A 20,957-nucleotide genomic window follows, 5' to 3' on the forward strand; every position below is an offset into this window, starting at 1 on the left:
GGAAAGTCCAGTCCCTTTTTGATTTTCAAAGAACGAAGTACTGGGAATTTGGCGACCGATTCCCAGCCCCCTCGGGGGCTGGGAACTAGCCTTCAAGTGCTTTCAAAACATACTATACGAGGGGGAGAGCAAGATGGAGGAGAGCGAGATGGGGGAGGTCGCGAAGGGAGAACGAGGAGAGGATAGGGCTGCACGAATGCGGTTTTTCACATATAAATCTTGCGATTGCCGTGATTATGAGGTTTTTATGCGAAAAATCACATTTATGAAGGGGAGGAACCTCGGCGGACGCGCGATAAGTGTGAAAAACCGTATAAAATCCGCAAAATCGTCAAATTGCGCCGGCAGGAATGTGAAAAATCGCATAAAATCGCTGTCGCGGCTTCGGCGGGGAGGCATCAGCCAGCCATGCGCTTGCCGACTGAGCGTTGCCGACAGGCGCTGTGCGCAGGCATTATGCGCGAGGTTCGCGTTCGTTCGCGGGTCTGCGCACACCGCGCGGGTCTTCGGTCAGTTGAACTTGCGGAGAGATCGAGTTACGATTAGTTAGTTGGCTTGGTCGGTTTGGTTGGCAAAGTCGGTTTGGTCGATTAGTCGGTTTGATTGGCTTGGTCGGCTTAGTCGGTTTAGTCGGCTTGGTCGGCTTTCTAGTTAGGTTTCTGGTTAGGGTTCAGGTTAGTTGGACGTCCGGCTAGTCGGATTTCTGGTTAGTTTGGTGCCTGGCCGGTTGGATTATCGCAGGAAATGGGAGGTTGTCGGGGTGACCGCGAATACCGCACATACAGCACATATACCACATATACCACATATACCACATATACCACAAACAGCACATATAGCCTTTACAGCGCAATCTTCGCATACAACGCAGCCAGCGCAACCCGCGCATACAACGCAGCCAGCGCCCAACAAGCACAAGCGCCTGTTGCGCTCCGGATATACCGCCTCCGCAAGGCTGCTCGTCTTGCTGCTGGCGGCGCTGCTGCTGCTCGTTCTGACTCCGGGCGAGGCGTCCGCCCATGCGGTGCTGGAGCGGGCGACGCCGTCGCAGGACGAGAAGCTGGAAGCCTCGCCTCCTGTCGTCGAGCTTCGGTTTAACGAGCGGCTCGATTCGACCTCGACGCCGAAGATCGTCGTGCTGAACAGCGCGTCGGACAAGGTGGCGGACGGCAAAGTCGAGCGCTTCGACGAAGGCAAGGGCATCCGGCTGACGCTGCCCTCGCTGAAGGAAGACCATTACACGGTCAGCTACAGCATCATCTCGGCGGACGGGCATCCGGTGTCCGGCGCCTACGTGTTCACGGTGGGCAATCCGCCGCCGCTGACCGATTCGGCCAGCCTCGACCCGCACGCGCAGGTCGGGCACGACCATTCGCACGGCGGCTCCGGGGAGCTGACCGTCGCCTCCTTCCTGCTCTATGCGGCGCGGATCGCGTATTACGCGGGCTTGCTCGGGCTCGCCGGGCTGCTGCTGTGGAGCGTGCAGCGCTCCGCTTCGCCGGTCGTGCGGGACGTGCGCGAGGCGGCGATTCGCTTCGGCGGTAAGTTTATGCTGTGCGCGACGCTTGTCTATGTCGTGCTTAGCCTGAACAACCTGACGCAGGACGAGCCGTTCTCCGAGTGGGGCAGAGTGCTGACCGGGACAACGGTCGGCAAGCTGTATGCGGCCGGGCTGCTGCTTGCGCTGGCGGCACCTCTCGCAGCGAGTCTGAGCAAGGCCGGACGGCTGTTCTGGGTGGCGGTCGCCCTGTTCGTCGAGGCGTGGAACGGGCACGCGGCGGCGTTCGATCCGCTGTCGTACACGATCGCGCTCGATTACGTGCACCTGGCCGCCGCCTCGCTGTGGACGGGCGGGCTGATCCTGCTCGCGCTGGTCTGGCGGAAGGAGAGGCCGGAAGCCGGCCGCTTCGCGCTGCTGTTCTCCAAGTGGGCGCTCCTCTCGTTCCTGGCGCTGTGGGTGACCGGGGTGCTGAGTACGCTGCACATGCTGCCGTCGTGGGAATATATCCTGTACACGAATTGGGGCCTGTGGCTGATCGCCAAGGTCGCCCTGTCCCTGCTCGTCGTCTTCGTCGCCTTCTTCATTCGGCTGCGGCTGCGCAAGGGCAATCTGCCGCAGAAGGGCCTGCTCTGGTCGGATATCGGCCTCCTGTCCGCGATCGTCTTCGTCGTCGGCATCCTGACGTACCAGAACCCGCTGCCGGCGAACGAGGCGCTGCATTATCACGAGATGGGCGAGGACATGCACGTGACGCTGCGCATCTCCCCGAACGCGCCCGGCGACAATTCGATTCAGCTCAAGGTGTGGCTGCCGGAGGAGCAAGGCGCTCCGAAGAGCGTCGTTCTCCGCCTCCAGCCGGTCGACCGCGACGATGTCGGGTTCATCGACGTTCCTCTTGCGGCATACGAGGACCAGGAGCTGGACGACTTCCCCGGATTCGTCAAGGCCGCCTATGAGGCGCAAGGGCCGTACTTGCCGTTCGCGGGCAAGTGGCAGGCGCAGATTCGCGTCGTCGATTCGGCGGACAACGAGCTGGTGAGGGAGACGACGTTCCGGATCTATTGACGGTGCGGGCATTGGAGCCCGGCCGTCCGTGAAGAGGCAATCGGAGGCATTCGCATGAAGAGATCAAGCGATCGGACAATCAAATGGCTGATCCTGCTGACGCCGACCGTCACGATCGGCTTGTGGGAATATACCCGGCATGCGTTCCTGCTGCCGTATCTGTCGATGGAGCTGGGCAACTTCCTGGCTCCGTTCATCGTGCTCGCCGTAACGCTGACGCTTGTGCTCGGCCTGTTCCGCAGGCTGGAGCAGTCGCAGCGGGCGCTGCGCCGGCAGCAGGCCGCGACGGCCTCGCTCGAGGAGCGGGAGAGCCTGGCCCGGGAGCTTCACGACGGGATTGCGCAGTCGCTCTTCCTGCTTGCGGTGAAGCTCGATCAATTGGACCGGACGGCGCAGGACGAGGCGGTGAAGGAGCTGTCCGGCCAGCTTCGCGAGACGGTGCGCGAGGTGCACGACGACGTTCGGCAGGCGATCGCGAATCTGCAGCAGCCGCCGTCCCCGGCGAGCGACGCCTGGGTCGTTCCGCTGCGCGAACTGCTCGGCGACACGGCGGGCGTTCTCGAGGCGAAGGCGGAGTTCCGCTGGACGATCCCGGAGAGCCGCCTGACCGGCAAGGAGAAGGTGGAGCTGCACGCGTGCCTGCGCGAGGCGCTGATCAACGTCCGCAAGCATGCGCGGGCGAGCCGCGTGTATGTGGTCGGCGAGAGCGAGGAGGGCGGCGGCTTCCGCTGCTCGGTCGAGGATGACGGCGTCGGGTTTGACGGCGATCCGATGAAGGCGAAGGAACGCTTCGGGCTGAAAATGATCCGGGACCGAGCCGCAAAAATCGGCTGGACGTTCTCGGCTGAGAGGCGAGGGGAGCTTACGGTAGTGGAGCTGAGGAAGGCAGGTGCAGATGCATGAGCGAGACGTTCCGGGTGCTGATTGTCGACGATAACAAGCACGCGCGTCAAGGGATGAGGGAGATCGTCTCCGAAGGGGAAGAGTTCGTCGTCGCCGGGGAAGCGGCGAGCGGAGAAGAAGCGATCGAACGGGTCGCGCGGACGACGCCGGATATCGTACTGATGGATGTTCAGATGCCCGGGATGGGAGGGCTGGAGGCCGCGAAGGCGATCAAGGGAGCGTTCCCGCAGGTCAAGATCGTCATGGTCACCGTGTCCGACGATCCCGCGCACCTGTTCGAGGCGCTGAAGAAGGGGGCCCAGGGCTTCCTGCTGAAGAACCTCAACCCGTCCTCCTGGCGGGAGTATCTCCGGGCGATCGCCTGCGACGAAGCGCCGCTGAATCCGGAGCTGGCGCTGTCGATTCTGCGGGAGTTCGCGGGCCGCGAGGCTTCTGCAGGTCCGGGGAACGCCGCGGCGGGCGGCCCGTCCCGGCGGGAGGGCGGCGGCTATCGCGAGCCGCTGACGGCGCGGGAGAAGGAGATTCTTCAGGAAGTCGCGCGCGGACTCAAGAACCGGGAGGTTGCGCTGGCGCTCGGGTTATCCGAGCATACGGTGAAGAACCATCTGAAGAACATTTTGCAGAAGCTGCATCTCGACAACCGGGTACAACTGACCCGCTACGCCTACGAGCAGGGGCTTGTCGATTCGTAAGACCGGCGGGGGCACGGAATGGACACAAATTCGTGACGGGGAATAGCCCTTTGTAGTCATGCTCGGCCGGGGGACCTGCCCTATACTTGGGATATCCGAATATTCCCTAGGGAATTCCAAGAGAGGTTGGGGTTACGATGAGAAAAGCAATTACGATGCTGGCGGCGTTCTTCCTTGCGCTGGGCTTCGCCGGCGTCGCAAGCGCGCACGTTACGGTGCAGCCTAGCTCGGTGGCGGCGGGTTCCTACCAGGTATTCACGCTTCGCGTGCCGACGGAGTCGGATACGCTGACGACGACGGCCGTGAAGGTGGAGGTTCCGGACGCGGTGGACATCTCGCGCTTCGAGCCGAAGGCCGGCTGGACGTACGAGACGGAGAAGAACGGCGACGGCAAGATCACGTCCTTCACGTGGAAGGCGGCTGACGGCGTCGGCCTCTCAGGCACCGAGTTCGCCCAGTTCAACTTCCAGGGCAAGGTGGCGGACGACGCGACCGAGCTGAGCTGGAAGGCGCACCAGATCATGTCCGACGGAAGCTCGGTCGACTGGATCGGCGCATCCGACGCCGACAAGCCGGCTTCGGTCACGGCGGTGACGGCGAAGGTGGCCGGCGACGACCACGGCCACGGAGCTTCGACGTCGAGCGACGCTGCATCGGAAGAGTCGGACGGTGGCGACGGCTTGGCCCTCGGGCTCGGAATCGCCGGCGTCGTGCTGGGCGCGCTGGCGCTGATTGTGGCGCTGACCCGCCGCCGGAAGGCTTAAGGGGAAACGGTTGAAGGACGAAGGAATGCGCCGAACTCGCGTCACGGGACGTTGAGGGCGGCGCATTCGCGCTTGTGTTACGATGATGCCGCTATATGTCTTATCCCTTCTGTTCAGAGTGTGGGATGAACGCCACGCCCGCCGGTTGGCGAGATCGGTTGAGTCACCCCGACTCATCTTGGGGCACCATGCGGCGCTGTTCGGGGCCAGTTGAGTCACCACGACTCATCTTGAGGCACCATGCGGCGCTGTTCGGGGACGGTTGAGTCACCATGACTCATCTTGAGGCTCCATGCAGCGCTGTTCGGGGACGGTTGAGTCACCATGACTCATCTGAACGCCCCGTCCACCGTTTGGAGAGGCCAGTTGAGTCCAGAAATACGTCTAACGGCACGCAGAACGCGGAATCGCACATCGCAACGGAGTGCCGATTTATCGTTCGGACAGACTCCGCGCGATGTCTCCGGCGAACAAGCCGCCGTGATAGCAGACGACTCTCTCCGCGCCGCAGCCCGACAGCTTGCGGGCGGATGCACGGGCCGCCTCCATGTCGAGCGTCGTCTCCGGCTCGGAGCAGAGCAGGCGGCCGTCCCGCACGACAAGCGCATCGCCCGCGATCAGCGTTCGGCTTGGCTCGTGGAAGAGACTGATGTGCCCCGGCGTGTGGCCGGGCGTAGCGATGACGAGCAGGCCCCCGCCCCAGGGCAAGCGGTCTCCGTCCGCGACGACGCGGTCGACGGGGGCCTTCGGCGGATTCAGCATAAGCGCCTTCAGCCCTTGGCGGAACGATTCCGGCACTTGCGGAGGCAGGCGGTCGATGCTGGCGATCGCTTCGTCGGTAAACTTGAGCAGCCGGCGTTCCCCCTGGATATAAGGCTTCTCCAAGGCGTGCGCGGTCACTTCGATCGGAACAGTCGTATTTTCGACAAGGGCTTGGAGGTTGCCGATATGATCGATATCTTGATGAGTCATGATGATTCGGTTCAGTCGGCCGCGAGGGACGCCGAGGGATTCGACCGCTTCGAGCAGTTGCGGCAGTTGTCTCGGGAATCCCGTATCGACAAGCACGACGTCCCGCTCGTCCCAGACGAGCACCGGATGGACGGTATCCATTCGTCCGAGAACCGGAGCGGCGATGGAGAGCATGGCAATGCCGGGGGCGATATTCAGAGGGATCACGCTCCTGTTCAGGTATGAGAGCCCGGCCGGGGTCTGTTAGCTATCATAACGGAGCAATGAAATGGTGTAAATAATAAAATTAAATATTATAACACAAAAATAATTATTTGTCAATATGTTTGTCAACGTGCTTATCGACACTTTTATCGGCGTTGTCGTTCCTTCCAAGCTGTCATCGATGCCGCCAATCCGATTGCTCCGGCGCCAATGGGCCGCTGGGTGCGGTTGACAGCTTTGCCGCCAACATGTAAAGTGTGTTTAGGAAATCCACTAGGGGCGCCCGCAAGGGCTGAGATAAGGCGATTTGCCTTGGTCCCTTAGAACCTGATCTGGGTCATGCCAGCGTAGGAAAGTGGGCAAATGGGTGTCATATGGCGATGCGTCTATCGGAACGGTGCCGCGGCAGCGGGCGTTCCGGGCGCAAGCGGCGTGCCTAACGTCGGCGGAAGCTCCTTCGCGGATGTCCGTCCCGGAAGGCTCATCCGCGCATCGCTTGCGGACGCACACTTCAGCCGCTCCTTCCGGGGGCGGCTTCTTCGATGCTGCGGCGTTGCCGCGCTCGGAGGCCATCGGCGCAAGCTTGCCGCTTCCGCGGCAGGAGTACGGGCGAACCGTCCGGCGCGCGTCGACAATTGTCCAATTTCCGTATGCTAGTCAGCGACCTCCAGGGGGATTCCAATCGAACCCGTATGGAGGTTTTTTTGATGCCAATTTTAACGACGCCGTTGCCGGGAAGCCGCAAAGTTTACGTGACGGGCTCCCGTCCGGATATCCGGGTTCCGATGAGGGAGATTGCGTTGGGGCCGAGCGGAGGTCCGGACGGAGCCGAGCTTCCGAACGAGCCGATCCGCGTCTATGACGCCAGCGGCCCGTATACCGACGACGCATTCGATGCCGACGTCCGCAGGGGCTTGCCGGCGCTGCGCGACGGGTGGATCGCCGAGCGCGCGGATACGGAAGCGTACGAGGGCCGGGCGGTCAAGCCGACGGACAACGGATTCAAGTCGGCGGAGAAGGCGCTTCGCCAAGGGGCGGAGGAGTTCCCGGGACTGCAGCGCCGCCCCCGGCGGGCAGCGGCGGGATGCAACATTACCCAGTTGCATTACGCCCGCAAAGGCATCGTCACACCGGAGATGGAATTCATTGCGCTTCGCGAAGGCATGAGTCCGGAGTTCGTGCGGGCGGAGGTGGCGGCGGGCCGCGCCGTCATTCCCGCCAACGTCAATCATCCGGAGCTCGAGCCGATGATTATCGGTCGCCAATTCCACGTCAAGATCAACGCCAACATCGGCAACTCGGCCGTCGCCTCCTCCATCGAGGAGGAAGTGGAGAAGATGACCTGGGCCGCACGCTGGGGAGCGGATACGATTATGGATTTGTCCACCGGCAAAAACATCCATACGACGCGGGAATGGATCGTGCGCAATTCCCCCGTGCCCGTCGGAACGGTGCCGATCTATCAGGCGCTCGAGAAGGTCGGCGGCAAGGCGGAGGCGCTCAGTTGGGAGGTGTTCCGCGACACGCTTATCGAGCAGGCGGAACAAGGCGTGGACTACTTCACGATTCATGCCGGCGTGCTGCTGCGCTACATCCCGCTTACCGCCAAGCGGGTGACCGGCATCGTATCGCGCGGCGGCTCGATTATGGCCGCCTGGTGCCTCGCCCATCATAAGGAGAATTTTCTGTATACGCACTTCGAGGAGATCTGCGCAATTATGAAATCTTACGATGTGACGTTCTCCCTGGGCGACGGCCTCCGGCCGGGTTCGATCGCCGATGCGAACGACGAAGCCCAGTTCGCCGAGCTGGAGACGCTCGGCGAGCTGACGGCTATCGCCTGGAAGCATGACGTTCAGGTCATAATCGAGGGCCCGGGCCACGTGCCGATGCATCTGATCAAGGAGAATGTGGATCGGCAGATGGAAGTGTGCAAGGAAGCGCCATTCTACACGCTTGGGCCGCTGACGACGGACATCGCGCCGGGCTACGATCATCTGACTTCCGCTATCGGCGCGGCGATGATCGGCTGGTTCGGAACGGCAATGCTCTGCTACGTAACCCCGAAGGAGCATCTCGGCTTGCCGAACCGGGAGGACGTGAAGGAAGGCGTCATCGCGTACAAGATTGCCGCTCATGCGGCCGATCTCGCCAAAGGCCATCCGCGAGCCCGAATTCGCGACGACGCGCTGTCCAAGGCGCGATTCGAGTTCCGCTGGCGGGACCAGTTCCATCTCTCGCTCGATCCCGAACGGGCGATGGCGTACCATGACGAGACGCTCCCGGCGGAGGGGGCGAAGACGGCGCACTTCTGCTCGATGTGCGGGCCGCAGTTCTGCAGCATGCGAATTACGCAGGATATTCGCGCTTACGCCGAGGAGCGGGGCCTTAACGACGCGGCGGCGATCAACGCCGGCATGAAGGAGAAGGCGGAAGCGTTCAAGGCGGCGGGGAGCAGCCTCTATGCGTGACCCGTCGGGAGGAGGGATACCAATGTCGAACGTAAACCGGTGCAAGCTCTACGTCATAACAGGGGAGACGTATCATCCGGGCCGGGAGCTGCTTGAGGTGATGGAGTCGGCGATTGCCGGCGGCGCGGACGTTGTGCAGCTGCGGGATAAGGACGCCCCTGTGCGCGAGCTGCTGGAGAAAGCCCGCGCCCTGCGGGAGCTTACGAGGAAGCACGGCGTCCCCTTGATCGTCAACGACCATCCCGAGATTGCACTGGCCGCGGATGCGGACGGCGTCCACCTCGGGCAGGAGGATGCGCCGATTGCCGCGGCGCGCGAGCTGCTCGGCCCGGATCGCATCGTCGGCATCTCGACCCATTCCATCGCTCAGGCGCGCGCCGCCGAACGGGCCGGAGCCGACTATATCGGGGTCGGACCGGTGTATCCGACGGCTACGAAGCCGGGACGGGCGGCCGTCACGACCTCCTTCGTCGCCGCAGCCGCAGCGGAGATCCGCATCCCGTTCTTCGCCATCGGCGGCATTCATCCGGGCAATGCGGCGGAGGTGCTGGCCGCCGGAGCGCGACGGCTGTGCGCGGTGTCGGCCGTCGTCGGGAGCCCGGACCCCGGCGCCGCCTGCCGGGAGCTGCGCAGCTTGATCGAACGAAGCGAGAGGGCGGCATCGCTCGGAGAGGCGGCACCGCTCGGAGAGGGCGTTAATCCGGGGCAAGCCCGGGAAGTCAAGGAAGTCAAGGAAGTCAAAAAAGTCAAGCAAGTCAATGAAGTCAAGCAAGTCAAGGAAGTGACCGTCAACGGCGTCCGGAGGACGACCGAGGCGGCGACGCTGCTGGAGCTGGCGGCGGAATTCGGGCTGGCGGACAAGAACGCCGTGGCGGAGCGCAACGGGCGAGTGGCGCGCAAGGCGATCTGGCCGATCACTCCGCTCGCAGGCGGCGATCGGATCGAATTCGTTCAATTCGTCGGAGGAGGGTGAGCAGGAGGATGAGAAACGAGACAACGGACAAGGACATGCTTGTCATCGGAGGGACGCGGCTGCGTTCCCGGTTTTTCCTCGGCACGGGCCGGTACCCGAGTCCGGCGGTGATGCTGATGGCGCTCGAAGCTTCAGGTGCGGAGGTTGTTACGTTCGCTGTCCGGCGCGTTAATCTGGAATGTGCGGAGGACGACTCGATTCTGTCGCACTTCGCGGACCGGAAGCTTATCTACTTGCCGAACACGTCGGGAGCGGGCAATGCGGACGAAGCGGTCCGCATCGCCCGGCTGGCCCGGGAAGCCGGGCTCGGCAATTGGGTCAAGGTAGAGATCAGCGCGAATTCGCGAACGCTGCTGCCCGATCCGCTCGAGACGCTGCGGGCGACGGAGCGGCTCGTCAAGGAAGGCTTCACCGTTCTCCCGTATGCCTCGGACGATCCGGTGCTGTGCAAGCGATTGGAGGAAGCGGGGGCGGCGGCCGTCATGCCGGGCGGAGCTCCGATCGGGACGGGACTCGGGCTGCTTAATCCTTACCATCTCGGGCTGATCGCGGAGGAAGCCCGCGTGCCGATCATCGTCGATGCGGGCCTCGGCGCGGCGGCGGACGTCGCGCAGGCGATGGAGCTCGGCGCGGACGGCATCCTCGCCAATACGCCCGTCGCGCGGGCCCGGGACCCGGTCGCGATGGCCAAGGCGATGAGGCTCGCGCTCGAAGCCGGACGGCTGTCGGCCCAAGCGGGCCGCATTCCGCCGAAGCGCTACGCGACCGCCAGCAGCGAAGCGAACGGCGTCCTGTTCGGGAGCGCGGACGCCGACGCCGACTCCCGGAGGCGGCCGACATGAAGCCGTCCGTTCTTGTCGTCGGCGGAGGAATTATCGGCCTCTCCTGCGCCTTCGAGGCGTCGTCGCACGGCTTCGCCGTTACGGTGCTGGAGCGGGAAAACTTCGGCGGCCAAGCGTCCGGAGCGGCGGCGGGCATGCTTGCGCCGTTCTCGGAGAATGCGGAAGGGCCCGACGCCTTCTTCCGGTTAGGGCTGGACAGCCTTAGGCTGTATCCCGAATGGGTGCGCAGAGTGGAGGAAGCCTCCGGACGGCGGGTCGAATTCCTGCGGACCGGCAGCCTGCAGGTGGCGCTGCATGAAGCCGACGAGCTTCCTCTGGTCAGGCGTTCGGAGTGGCAGAGGCCGTTCGGAAGCGCCTTCGAGCGGGTGAGCGGCGATACCTTGCGGAGGCTGGAGCCGGGGCTGACCGGGGCTGCCGTCTCCGCGCTGTATTGCCCGGAAGAGTGTCATGTTCATGCGCCCAAGCTGGTCGAAGCGTTGGAGCTGGCTTGCCTTCGCGTCGGCGTTCGCCTTGTCGCGCAGGCGGGCGAGCTGCTGAGCGTGGAGGCGGGAGGGAGCTCGGGCGTGCGGGTGACCGCGTCGGCGGCGGGGCGTCATACCGCCGAGCTCGCCGTCTGGTGTGCGGGGGCGTGGAGCGGACTGCACGGCGAACGGCTGGGCGTGCCCGTTCCCGTGCACCCGATCCGCGGACAAATTTGCGCTTACCGCTCGATGCCGTTCGAGGTTCGCCATATGATTTTTAGCTCCCAAGCCTATTGGGTTCGCAAGTCGGACGGAAGTCTGATCTGCGGCGCTTCGGAAGATGTCTCGGGCTTCGACAAGAGCGTTACCGCAGCCGGCATCGGCCGGCTTGTTCGCTGGAGCGGCAAGCTGTTCCCGAGCCTCCGGGAGACGGAGCCCGCGCATCGCTGGGCCGGACTTCGACCGGCGACATTGGACGGATGGCCGCTTCTGGGCCCGCTGCCGACCATGCCGAACGTCTTCCTGGCAACCGGCCACTATCGCAACGGCATCTTGCTCAGCCCGGCAACGGCAGCCGCCGCCTGCGACTGGCTGGAAGGAAGAGCGGACCGAACCGCGGGCAGGCTTGCTCCGTTCTCCCCGGAGAGGTTCGCGTCGCAAGGAAGTTGAGCGGAACGAATGACGACACCCCCGCAGACTTGGTATAATGGAATTCACATAATTAACAAATGTGAACTTCAATATGCAAAATAAATTGGGCAAACCAGGAAATGGAGGGATCGATATTGGCTGAATCCTCTAATAAATCCTACACACTCATGCACAAGAATGAACCTGTGGCTGAGATTGAGCTGGATGAAGCGACAGCCTCCATTGCAGGGATTGGACAAGTTTACAGTCAGCAACATGTGCCGGTAGGGATACCCGTAAGAAGGGGCAAGATAGACCGTGCGGCACTCAATGAATGGTGGCGAGGTCGGGCCATTCCGGCCAGCCGGGACGGGATTCAAGAAGCGCTGCTTGAACTGAACTTGTCTGCGACGCAGAAGCTGTTGGACAGGAGCTACGGACTCAGCTTGTCCGATCAATACTGGATTGCCCCGTCTGCATCGAAGTTGGTGTGGAGCTCCGTTAACTTCTTCGACAATTCCTTCTCGGAAGATGTGGGCAATGTCTTGTTCGGGCAAGGCTCATCCGAGGCCATAAGTCTGATGTCGCCGGACAACACCTCGGATGGCTGGCTGCGGAAGAAGTGGGTGATTCAAGATGGCAAGCGTTGTCTGGTTAAAGGCGGAAGCGGGGCTATCAGGCAGGAACCGTACAATGAAGTCATTGCAAGCACAATCATGGAGCGGCTGGGCATTCCTAATGTGCCTTATACGCTGATGGTGCAGGACGAATATCCCTACAGTGTGTGCGAAAATTTTGTTACTCCGCAGACGGAGCTCGTTACAGCTTGGTATGTGATGCACACCAGGCCAAAGCCGAATCATGTATCGGTGTATCGGCATTATGTGGACTGCTGCGAGGCGCTCGGCATTCCCGGCATTGTTGAAGCGCTTGATCGAATGATCGTCGTGGATTATTTGATTGCCAATGAAGATCGGCATCAGAACAATTTCGGCGCGATTCGCCATGCGGAGACGCTGGAGTGGCTCGGACCGGCGCCGATCTACGATAGCGGATCGTCTCTGTGGTTCTCCAAGCCGCTCGGGTTGATTCGTGCCGACGGCAAGCTGATCTGCAAGCCGTTTAAGCAGGAGCACAGCGAACAGATCAAGCTGGTCACTTCCTTCGAGTGGCTGGATTTGCGTCTGCTGGACGGAATTGAAGAAGAGGTGCGGACGATTGTCCATGGTTCGCTCTTTGTCGACGATGCCCGCTGCCATGCGATCTGTCAGGCTCTGCGCGGACGCATTGATCGTCTGCAGACAATCGTTCGTACTCGCGGGCCGCAGGGGCGGGTCGACGATCGGAGCGACGATGTGCAAGAGAACATTGCGTACAGCGGCCGGCAGGAGGATGAGCGGGAGAGATGACTGCGAACAACAGCGGCATCTGCCGCACTTGCGATCATTCCGGGCATCCCCTATAATGGTTAGTAACGCAAATGCTTAGATGGAGACAAGTACGCAACGCCTTCTTGCCAGGGAGGGGACGCCGGAGACTGGGAGCGTTCCTAAGAAATCAGGTTGCTGAATTTCACTCCGGAGCTGTGCCTTGAACCTGCCGAAGCGGCGGCTGTAGAGGCTACCGGCCGCGGCCCGTTATGCCGCATGAGCGGGATTGCTCGTTTGTTGCGCGATGCAGCGAGAGGAGCGATCCAACAAGGGTGGTACCACGGTCCTTCGTCCCTTTTACGGGAGGAGGGCCTTTTTTATTTTGCCAAGAGAAGGAGAGAGCACGATGAAGGAACGGCTGGAAGGGTTGCGCGTCGAGGCGCTGGAGCGGCTGAAGGAAGTGAGCGATCCGAACGCGTTAAGCGAGCTTAAAGTGCATTACTTGGGCAAAAAAGGCCAGTTGACCGAGATTCTGCGAGGAATGGGAGCACTTAGCGCGGAGGAGCGTCCGGTGATCGGACAGGTGGCGAACGACGTTCGCGGCGCGATCGAGGCGGTTATCGCGGAGAAGCAGGAGGCGTTCGACCGCGAGGAGACGGCCCGCCGCCTGCGCTCGGAGACGATCGATGTCACGCTGCCGGGCAAGAAGCGCGCCGAAGGGCTTATTCACCCTCTGACGAAGGTGACTCAGGAGATCGAGGATGTTTTCCTGGGGATGGGGTATGAGATTGCGGAAGGGCCGGAGGTCGAGACCGACTTCTTCAACTTCGAAGCGCTTAACCTGCCGAAGAACCATCCGGCGCGCGACATGCAGGATTCGTTCTATCTGACCGACGAGATTCTGCTGCGCACGCACACGTCCCCGGTCCAGATCCGCGCGATGCGGGCAGCGAACGGCCGAACGCCGCTCAAGATCATCTGCCCTGGCAAGGTGTACCGCCGCGACGACGACGACGCGACGCATTCGTTCATGTTCCATCAGATCGAAGGGCTTGTCGTCGGACCGAACATTCGGATGAGCGACCTGAAGGGAACGCTGCTGCAGTTCGTCCAGGCGATGTACGGCAAGAACACGCAGATTCGCCTGCGTCCGAGCTTCTTCCCGTTCACCGAGCCGAGCGCCGAGGTCGACGTGACGTGTGCGCAATGCGGCGGCAGCGGCTGCCGGATGTGCAAGCATACCGGCTGGATCGAGATTCTCGGCTGCGGCATGGTGCACCCGAAGGTGCTGGAGTACGGCGGCTACGATCCGAAGGAAGTGACCGGCTTCGCGTTCGGCATGGGCGTCGAGCGGATCGCGCTGCTGAAGTACGACATCGACGACATTCGCCACTTCTATAACAACGACCTGAGATTCCTCGGGCAGTTCGCCCGAATGTAACTTCTGAAGGAAAGGAGACGACAACGAACATGAATGTATCCTATCAATGGCTGAGAGACTATATCGACCTGACAGGCATCGAAGCGGCCGAGCTGGCCGAGATGATGACCCGCGGAGGCATCGAGATCGATTCGGTTCCTTCCCGCAATCTGGGCGTCACGCAAGTGGTGGCGGGGCTCGTCAAGACGAAGGAGAAGCATCCGGATGCCGACAAGCTGAGCGTCTGCACCGTGGACGCCGGCACCGGCGAGGATCTGCAGATCGTCTGCGGCGCTCCGAACGTGGCGGCCGGCCTTAAGGTTCCGGTCGCCGTGGTCGGCGCGGAGCTGCCGGGCGGCCTGAAGATCAAGCGGGCGAAGCTGCGGGGAGTCGAATCCCAAGGCATGCTCTGCTCGGCGAAGGAGCTTGGCATCAATGACAAGCTGCTGCCGAAGGAGCAGCAGGAAGGGCTGTACATTCTGCCGGCGGATACGCAGCTCGGGGCGAGCATCCTGGATGTACTGGCGCTGGACGACTCCATTCTGGAGCTGGATCTGACGCCGAACCGCTCGGATTGCCTGAGCATGCTGGGCGTCGCTTACGAGGCATCGGCCCTGACGGGCCGCCCGCTGACGCTGCCGGAGCCTGCGAAGGAACTTGTTCCTGCAGACGAACGGGCGGCGGACAAGATCAAGGTGACGATCGGCAATCCGGAGCTGTGCGCCCATTACTCGGCGCGCTATATTCGCGGCGTCAAGATCGGCCCGTCCCCGCTGTGGATGCAGAACCGCCTGATCGCGGCGGGCGTGCGTCCGATCAGCAACATCGTCGACATTACGAACTATGTCATGCTCGAATACGGCCAGCCGCTGCACGCGTTCGACGCGGCCAAGGTAGCCGGCGGCGCAATCGACGTTCGCCTGGCGCGCGAGGGCGAGGTTCTGGTGACGCTGGACGGCAAGGAGCGCGCGCTTGAGCCGCACATGCTGGTGATTGCGGATGCGGAGAAGCCGATCGCGCTTGCGGGAGTCATGGGCGGCCTGAACTCCGAGGTGACGGACGACACGGTCGACATCGTGCTCGAATCCGCTCGCTTCGACGGCGGCTCCGTTCGCCGGACGTCGCGGCAGCTCGGGCTTCGCTCCGAAGCTTCGGCACGCTTCGAGAAGGAAGTCGATCCGGCTCGCGTCCTGGAGGCGCTCGACCGCGCGGCCGTTCTGATCGCGAAGTACGCGGGCGGAACCGTTCTGGACGGTGCGGTCGAAGCGGGAAGCGCGTCGCTTGAACCGGTTGTTGTGACGATCGGACTGGAGCGGATCAACCGCTTCCTCGGCACGCAGATTCCGTCGCTCGAGGTGAAGACGATCTGGTCGCGCCTCGGGTTCCCGGCGGTCGAGACGGCGGAAGCGCAGTGGCAAGTGACTGTTCCGTCCCGCCGCAACGGCATCAGCCGCGACGTCGACCTTATCGAGGAAGTCGCCCGTCTGCACGGCTATGACGAGATCCCGACGACGCCGATCGAAGGGCCGACGACGACGGGCGCGCTGACGAAGCCGCAGGCGGTTCGCCGCGAGCTGCGCAAGCTGCTGGCGGGCGCCGGGCTGTACGAGGCGATCAGCTACAACGTCGTCTCGCCGGCTCGCGCCGCGCTGTTCCCGCAGCTTAACGGCAGCGCGGAAGGGGCGAAGCCGATCCCGCTGGCGATGCCGATGAGCGAGGAGCGCAGCGTGCTGCGCACGGTGCTGCTGCCGAGCCTGCTGGAAGCGGCCGCTTATAACCAAGCGCGCAAGAGCAACGATGTCGCGCTGTTCGAGATCGCGAGCGTGATCCATACGGCGGAAGAGACGCTGACGAAGCTTCCGACCGAGAAGACGCGCGTTGCGCTGCTGCTGACCGGCAACCGCGCGGCGGAGGCGTGGAATCGGAAGGCGGAGAAGGTCGACTTCTACGATGCGAAGGGCATTCTCGACTCCGTCTTCGAGCGCTTCGGCCTCGCGGATCGGATCGGCTACTCGGCGGCTCAGCCGGAGCACTTCCATCCGGGCCGCACGGCTGAGCTTACGCTCGAGCTTGCGGGCGGAGCGGTGTCCATCGGCTATGTCGGCCAGCTTCATCCGGATCTCCAGCGCGAATTTGATCTGGGCGACACGTTCGTCGCCGAGCTTGAGCTGGCTGCGCTGTATCCGGAGATCGACACGGCGATCAAGTATCGCACGCTACCGCGTTATCCTTCCGTCGAGCGGGACTTGGCCGTTGTCGTCGGAATCGAGACGCAGGGCGGAGCGCTCGTGGCGGCGATCAAGGAAGCGGTGGGCGAGCTGCTGGAGTCGGCAGGCGTGTTCGACGTCTACACCGGGGAACGCCTCGGCGCGGACAAGAAGAGCGTCGCCCTCTCGACGGTTTACCGTCATCCCGAGCGTACGCTGACGGATGAGGAAGTGACGGAAGCCCACAACCGCGTGCTGACAAAATTGGAACAAACTTTCGGAGCCGAACTGAGAAAATAAGCAGGAAACCTTCTAAACAGCAGCGAATACTTCATGACGCATGATTTAGGCGTGCCGATTTTGTGGCGGAGCGCTAGCGGCGCTTGATGAGTTCGCTGCGATTTTTCTTATTTGTCGAATTGGGAGGAACAAACCGTGAATGCTGATGATCGTACTCGCGTAACGGTTGACATATATGGGACGCAATATACGCTGACGGGCCACACGAATCCCGAGCATATGCGCCGTGTCGCCTCCATGGTGAACGAGCAGATGTTCAAGATCTCGAACGGCTCGCCGCGCCTCGACCTCTCCAAGCTCGGGGTGCTCGCTTCCGTCAACATGGCGGACGAGCTGCTGCGTCTCCGCCGGGAGAACGAGCGGCTGCTGCACGAGGAGGCCGAGCGAATCCGCCTGTCCGAAGAGCTGATCAAGGTGAACAGCGAGCTGGCGGCCGCGAAGCGATTCGGCGAGCAGGAGCTTGAGACGCTGCGGCAGTTGAGCGAGCAGGAGCTGGAGGCGCTGCGGAAGCAGAACGAGCAGGAGCTGGAAGCTGCTCGGAAGCTGAGCGCGCAAGAGCTGGAGGCGCTTCGGGAGCAAAGTGCGCAGGAGCTGGAGGCTGTTCGGGAGCGGAGCGAGCAGGAGCTGGAGATGCTTCGGGAGCAGAGCGGACAAGAGCTGGAGGCTGTTCGGGAGCGGAGTGCGCAAGAGCTGGAGATGCTTCGGGAGGGCCATCAGGCGACGGTCGATTCTCTCGTCGAGGCGAGCCGGCAAGAGGTGGATCTGCTCGCGGAGAACCATCGGGTCGAGCTGGAGGAGATCAACTCGCGTCATGCGGCGGCGTCGAGCAGGCTTCGGGCCGAGAGCGAAGACAAGCTGGCTCGAGCGGCTCGCGAACACAGCGAACGCCTGGAGGCCGAACGCGCCGGGAAGGAAGCTGCGCTTGCACAGGCGAAGGCGGAGCACGAGGCTGAAGCGGCAAGACTGCGCGAAGAAGCGGAGCTTCGGGAGCTGGAGCTGCTGGAGGAAGCGGAGCTGGAGCGCCAGCAGCTCCTGAGCGAAGCCGAGCGTCAGCGTCAGGATGCGGACAAGGCTCTGGAGGAGCTTCGCGTGCGTTCGGAGTCGGAGCTTCGGCAATTGCAGGAGCAGTCGGAACGGAATATTCGGCAGCAACGCGAGCATTCCGAACTGGAACTGCAAGCGCTTCGCGAACAGTCCGGGCAGCAACTGGAAGAGCTTCGCGGGAAGTCGGAGCAAGAGCTGCGGGAGCTCCGCGAGCGATTCGAGCAAGAGCTGGAGGAGCTTCGGAAGCGATCCGAGCAGGAGCAGAACGAGCTTCTTGAGGAAGCCGAGAACGAATTGGCGGCCGTGCGAGCGGACCTGCAGGGCAAGCTGGAGGCGGCGAACGGCGAGCTCGCCAGGCGCGAATCCGAGCGTGCCGCCCTGGAGGCCAAGCTGGAGGAGGCGGAAGCCGCGTACCTGCAGGGGATTGGCGAACTGGAAGCCAAGCTGGAGCTCATGAGAGCCGAGCACGAGAAGGAGCGCGGCGAGATCTCCGCGGCTTCGGAGGCGAAGCTCGCCGAGCTTCGGCGCGCGCATGAGAGCGAGATTGCAAGACTCGCCTCGGAGCATGACGAGATTGTCGAGCTGCTGAACCTGTCCGGCGAGGAAGAGCTGCAAGCGCTGCGCTCCGGCTACGAGGCGAAGCTGCAAGAGCTGGCCGCTTCAAGCGAAGCGGAGAAGCAGGCGGCGATTGCCGAGCGGGATGCGGCGCTTCAGGCGGCGCAAGCCGAGCACGAGGCGGCGCTCCAAGCCGCGCAAGCGAGGCATGAGGCTGCGATTCGGGCAGTGCAAGCCGAGCGGGAGGAACGGGTCCAAGCGGTCCGCTCCGAAGGCGAGGCTGCCCTTCAGGCCGCGCTATCCGATCACGGGGCGGCTCTTCAAGCGACGCGAACGGGGCATGAAGAAGCTCTTCAAGCCGTGCGGGCCGAGCATGAGGCGGCTCTTCAAGCTGTGAGAGCGGAGTATGAAGCGGATCTTCAAGCCGTGAGAGCGGAGTATGAGGAAGCTTTGCAAGCGGAGGAAGCCAAACGCGAAGAGGCTCTCCGCGCTGCACAAGCCGGATTCGAGGAAGCTCTTCGGGCCGAGCGGGGCCAGCGCGAAGAAGCTTTCGCGGCGGCGCGAGCGGAGCATGAGGAAGCTCAACTGACAGCGAGCATCGAATACGAGGAGCGGCTTCGGGTGCTGAACGCCGAGAAGCAGGACGCTCTCGCAGCGGTTAACGCCGAGCACGAAGCGAAGCTGGCGGAGCTGGAAGAGGCTTCGCGCGCCAAGCTCGAAGAGGCTCTTCGCGAAGCCGACGCCGAGCATGAGGCAGCCCTTCGATCGGCGCAAACCGTTCACGAAGGGGAACTGCAAGCGGCGCGCACCGCGTTTGATGACGAGCTTCTCGGTACGATCGCCGAACACGAGGCCGCTCTGCAATCGCTGACGGCCGAGCGGGACACCGCTCGCGAAGCCGTTCGCGCCGAGCGCGAGGCGGGGAAGGCGGCGCTCGAGGCGGCGCTTGCCGAACACGAGGCGAAGCTTGCGGCACTATCGTCCGACTATGAAGGCAAAATCGAAGAGGAGCGCACCATCCTGACGGCACGGGCGGAAGCACTGCTGTCGGAGTACTCTTCGCTGCTGGAGAAGACGCAGTTGGAGCACGCAAGCAAGTTCGAGCTGCTCGAACAAGAGCACCGGAGGGAACGGGAAGCTCTGGAGGCTCGGCATGCCGCGGCGATCGAAGCTCTTGAAGCGAGAAGCAGGGAACTGGCGGAGAGCATCGATGCGTTGCGGGATGAGAAGGATGCCGCCCTCTACGAGCAGCTTGAGGAGTTCGAGGCTGTTCGGAACGAGATGAAGTTGGAGCACAAGGCGGAGATCGATTCCTTGAGGGCGGCCCAATTGGCGGACCGGGACAAGTGGCAGCTCTCGGTCGAACAGTTGGAGTTCCATTGCCTGGAGCTTCAGCAATCGGCGGAAGAGAACATGCGGGCGCACGAAGCCGCGAAGCTCGATGCAGCTTCTTTACTTCAGGCGGAGCTGGAAGCAAAGTCCGAATTGGAGAAGCGGCTGAACGAGCAAGATGAGCTTCTTGCAGAGCTGCTCATCGTCGAGCAAGAGGCGAAGCGAAGGACGAGCGAGCTCACGGAGCAGTTGGCCGCTCTCGAGAGACGCTGCGAAGCCCAGGCGACTCGTACCGAAGAGGAACGAGCTCTCCGCGAGAAGGCGGAACGGCAACTGGAAGAGACAAACCTCTTGCTGAACGAGTTTGCCGAGCAGGAGCAAGAAGCCCAGCGACAGCATCAGGCCTTGAAGGCCCAGATCGGCGAACTGGAGAGCCGGACCGAAGAGCTCCGCCAGGAGCTGGAACGGCGCCAAGAGCAGGCAGCTCAGGCAGAGCAGGAGCTGGGGCGCCGGGTCGAGGAACTTCGCGAGGAGCTGGATCGCCGCCAAGAGCAGGCGACCCATGCGGAGCAGGAGCTGGAGCGTCGGACCGAAGAGCTCCGCCAGGAGCTGGAACGGCGCCAAGAGCAGGCGGCTCAGGCAGAGCAGGGGCTGGGGCGCCGGGTCGAGGAACTTCGCGAGGAGCTGGATCGCCGCCAAGAGCAGGCGATCCATGCAGAGCAAGAGCTGGAGATCGCGCGGGCGCAAGCTGCGGCCGTCGAATCGCTGGAAGGTCAGCGCCAGGAGGAACTGGAGCTGCTCCAGACCGAGCAAGCCTCCGAGTTGGCGAAGCTCCGCGCGCGCCACGAGGAAGAGATCGAGTCCCTGCGCTCCGAGTTGGAAGAGGAGCTTGAGCTCCGTCTTGCCGAGGCCGCGGAGGACAAGAACAAAGGAAACGACGAAGAACTCGACAGGCTGAACGCGGAGCTTCAGGCCATCCGCAGGGAGCACGATGCGTTGCTCGACGAGTATTCGAAGCTTCAGAACGAATATAACGAATGGATCGATATGCTGGAGACGGAGACGTAACTTAATCCCCTGCCCGTGCCCCTAGGAATCGATCAATGCCGAAGAACGCCCCTCCCGCAAGTATGGAGAGGGCGTTTTTGCTCGCATATCGGGCAGGGTGGCAAACAATCTGCGTGTCTAAATCGTCTGATTGCGCTTCGAACGACCCGCGGGAGGGATGAAAACTGACGATGAAGGTGACGT

14 protein-coding genes and 1 riboswitch are annotated in these 20,957 nt (G+C 62.8%); of the genes, 13 read left to right on the plus strand and 1 reads right to left on the minus strand.

Translation table 11 applies throughout. The features are described 5' to 3' along the window. Positions 1 to 925: 925 nt before the first annotated feature. The 4 genes from E6C55_RS19825 (at position 926) to E6C55_RS19840 (ending at position 4,925) form a co-directional block, all read left to right on the plus strand. The gene (locus tag E6C55_RS19825) at positions 926 to 2,566 is read left to right on the plus strand and encodes a copper resistance CopC/CopD family protein (protein WP_168735767.1); all 1,641 of its coding nucleotides are present in this window, start codon (positions 926 to 928) and stop codon (positions 2,564 to 2,566) included. A 54-nt stretch (positions 2,567 to 2,620) separates the two neighbouring features. Then, positions 2,621 to 3,469: a sensor histidine kinase gene (locus tag E6C55_RS19830; RefSeq protein WP_136371559.1), complete on the plus strand. Its 849-nt coding sequence runs from the start codon at positions 2,621 to 2,623 to the stop codon at positions 3,467 to 3,469. Then, positions 3,466 to 4,161 (plus strand): response regulator, encoded by a 696-nt coding sequence (locus E6C55_RS19835; RefSeq protein WP_136371560.1) that lies wholly within the window; start codon positions 3,466 to 3,468, stop codon positions 4,159 to 4,161. The genes E6C55_RS19830 and E6C55_RS19835 overlap by 4 nt, the downstream gene beginning before the upstream one ends. Positions 4,162 to 4,298: 137 nt before the next feature. Next, positions 4,299 to 4,925 (plus strand): YcnI family copper-binding membrane protein, encoded by a 627-nt coding sequence (locus tag E6C55_RS19840; protein ID WP_136371561.1) that lies wholly within the window; start codon positions 4,299 to 4,301, stop codon positions 4,923 to 4,925. Positions 4,926 to 5,357: 432 nt separating this feature from the next. On the opposite strand, the gene E6C55_RS19845 is transcribed toward E6C55_RS19840, so the two are convergent. Beyond that, positions 5,358 to 6,104: an MBL fold metallo-hydrolase gene (locus E6C55_RS19845; RefSeq protein WP_230986768.1), complete on the minus strand. Its 747-nt coding sequence runs from the start codon at positions 6,102 to 6,104 to the stop codon at positions 5,358 to 5,360. Between the two features lie 262 nt (positions 6,105 to 6,366). Then, positions 6,367 to 6,472, plus strand: a riboswitch (TPP riboswitch). Here E6C55_RS19845 and E6C55_RS19850 point away from each other — a divergent pair. From E6C55_RS19850 to zapA, 9 genes are all read left to right on the plus strand, one after another. Next, positions 6,465 to 6,758: a hypothetical protein gene (locus tag E6C55_RS19850; protein ID WP_136371562.1), complete on the plus strand. Its 294-nt coding sequence runs from the start codon at positions 6,465 to 6,467 to the stop codon at positions 6,756 to 6,758. (Overlaps the previous riboswitch by 8 nt.) 50 nt (positions 6,759 to 6,808) lie before the next feature. After that, positions 6,809 to 8,572 (plus strand): phosphomethylpyrimidine synthase ThiC, encoded by a 1,764-nt coding sequence (gene thiC, locus E6C55_RS19855; protein ID WP_136371563.1) that lies wholly within the window; start codon positions 6,809 to 6,811, stop codon positions 8,570 to 8,572. Between the two features lie 22 nt (positions 8,573 to 8,594). After that, positions 8,595 to 9,545, plus strand: coding sequence for a thiamine phosphate synthase (gene thiE / locus E6C55_RS19860; protein ID WP_136371564.1), 951 nt, complete (start codon positions 8,595 to 8,597; stop codon positions 9,543 to 9,545). 8 nt (positions 9,546 to 9,553) lie between these two features. After that, the gene (locus E6C55_RS19865; RefSeq protein WP_330999641.1) at positions 9,554 to 10,387 is read left to right on the plus strand and encodes a thiazole synthase; all 834 of its coding nucleotides are present in this window, start codon (positions 9,554 to 9,556) and stop codon (positions 10,385 to 10,387) included. Then, positions 10,384 to 11,517: a glycine oxidase ThiO gene (gene thiO / locus E6C55_RS19870; RefSeq protein ID WP_136371565.1), complete on the plus strand. Its 1,134-nt coding sequence runs from the start codon at positions 10,384 to 10,386 to the stop codon at positions 11,515 to 11,517. The genes E6C55_RS19865 and thiO overlap by 4 nt, the downstream gene beginning before the upstream one ends. A 116-nt stretch (positions 11,518 to 11,633) precedes the next feature. Next, positions 11,634 to 12,887 carry a HipA domain-containing protein gene (locus E6C55_RS19875; RefSeq protein ID WP_136371566.1) on the plus strand — a complete coding sequence of 418 codons (1,254 nt, stop codon included), beginning with the start codon at positions 11,634 to 11,636 and terminating at the stop codon, positions 12,885 to 12,887. Between the two features lie 367 nt (positions 12,888 to 13,254). Next, positions 13,255 to 14,289, plus strand: a complete 1,035-nt coding sequence (gene pheS / locus E6C55_RS19880; RefSeq protein ID WP_136371567.1) for a phenylalanine--tRNA ligase subunit alpha — start codon at positions 13,255 to 13,257, stop codon at positions 14,287 to 14,289. A gap of 29 nt (positions 14,290 to 14,318) precedes the next feature. After that, positions 14,319 to 16,775 (plus strand): phenylalanine--tRNA ligase subunit beta, encoded by a 2,457-nt coding sequence (gene pheT / locus E6C55_RS19885; RefSeq protein ID WP_136371568.1) that lies wholly within the window; start codon positions 14,319 to 14,321, stop codon positions 16,773 to 16,775. A 135-nt stretch (positions 16,776 to 16,910) separates the two neighbouring features. Then, the gene (gene zapA, locus E6C55_RS35090; protein ID WP_168735768.1) at positions 16,911 to 20,774 is read left to right on the plus strand and encodes a cell division protein ZapA; all 3,864 of its coding nucleotides are present in this window, start codon (positions 16,911 to 16,913) and stop codon (positions 20,772 to 20,774) included. The last annotated feature ends 183 nt before the right edge of the window (positions 20,775 to 20,957 follow it).

Source organism: Cohnella fermenti (genome assembly GCF_004801405.1).
GTDB classification, from domain to species: domain Bacteria; phylum Bacillota; class Bacilli; order Paenibacillales; family Paenibacillaceae; genus Cohnella; species Cohnella fermenti.

Excerpts from the sequence above, each read along its gene's own strand:
- E6C55_RS19865 (WP_330999641.1), top strand. The coding sequence starts at position 9,554 with ATGAGAAACGAGACAACGGACAAGGACATGCTTGTCATCGGAGGGACG.
- E6C55_RS19840 (WP_136371561.1), top strand. The coding sequence starts at position 4,299 with ATGAGAAAAGCAATTACGATGCTGGCGGCGTTCTTCCTTGCGCTGGGC.
- E6C55_RS19835 (WP_136371560.1), top strand. The coding sequence starts at position 3,466 with ATGAGCGAGACGTTCCGGGTGCTGATTGTCGACGATAACAAGCACGCG.
- E6C55_RS19850 (WP_136371562.1), top strand. The coding sequence starts at position 6,465 with ATGGGTGTCATATGGCGATGCGTCTATCGGAACGGTGCCGCGGCAGCG.
- thiC (WP_136371563.1), top strand. The coding sequence starts at position 6,809 with ATGCCAATTTTAACGACGCCGTTGCCGGGAAGCCGCAAAGTTTACGTG.
- pheT (WP_136371568.1), top strand. The coding sequence starts at position 14,319 with ATGAATGTATCCTATCAATGGCTGAGAGACTATATCGACCTGACAGGC.
- thiE (WP_136371564.1), top strand. The coding sequence starts at position 8,595 with ATGTCGAACGTAAACCGGTGCAAGCTCTACGTCATAACAGGGGAGACG.
- pheS (WP_136371567.1), top strand. The coding sequence starts at position 13,255 with ATGAAGGAACGGCTGGAAGGGTTGCGCGTCGAGGCGCTGGAGCGGCTG.
- E6C55_RS19830 (WP_136371559.1), top strand. The coding sequence starts at position 2,621 with ATGAAGAGATCAAGCGATCGGACAATCAAATGGCTGATCCTGCTGACG.
- thiO (WP_136371565.1), top strand. The coding sequence starts at position 10,384 with ATGAAGCCGTCCGTTCTTGTCGTCGGCGGAGGAATTATCGGCCTCTCC.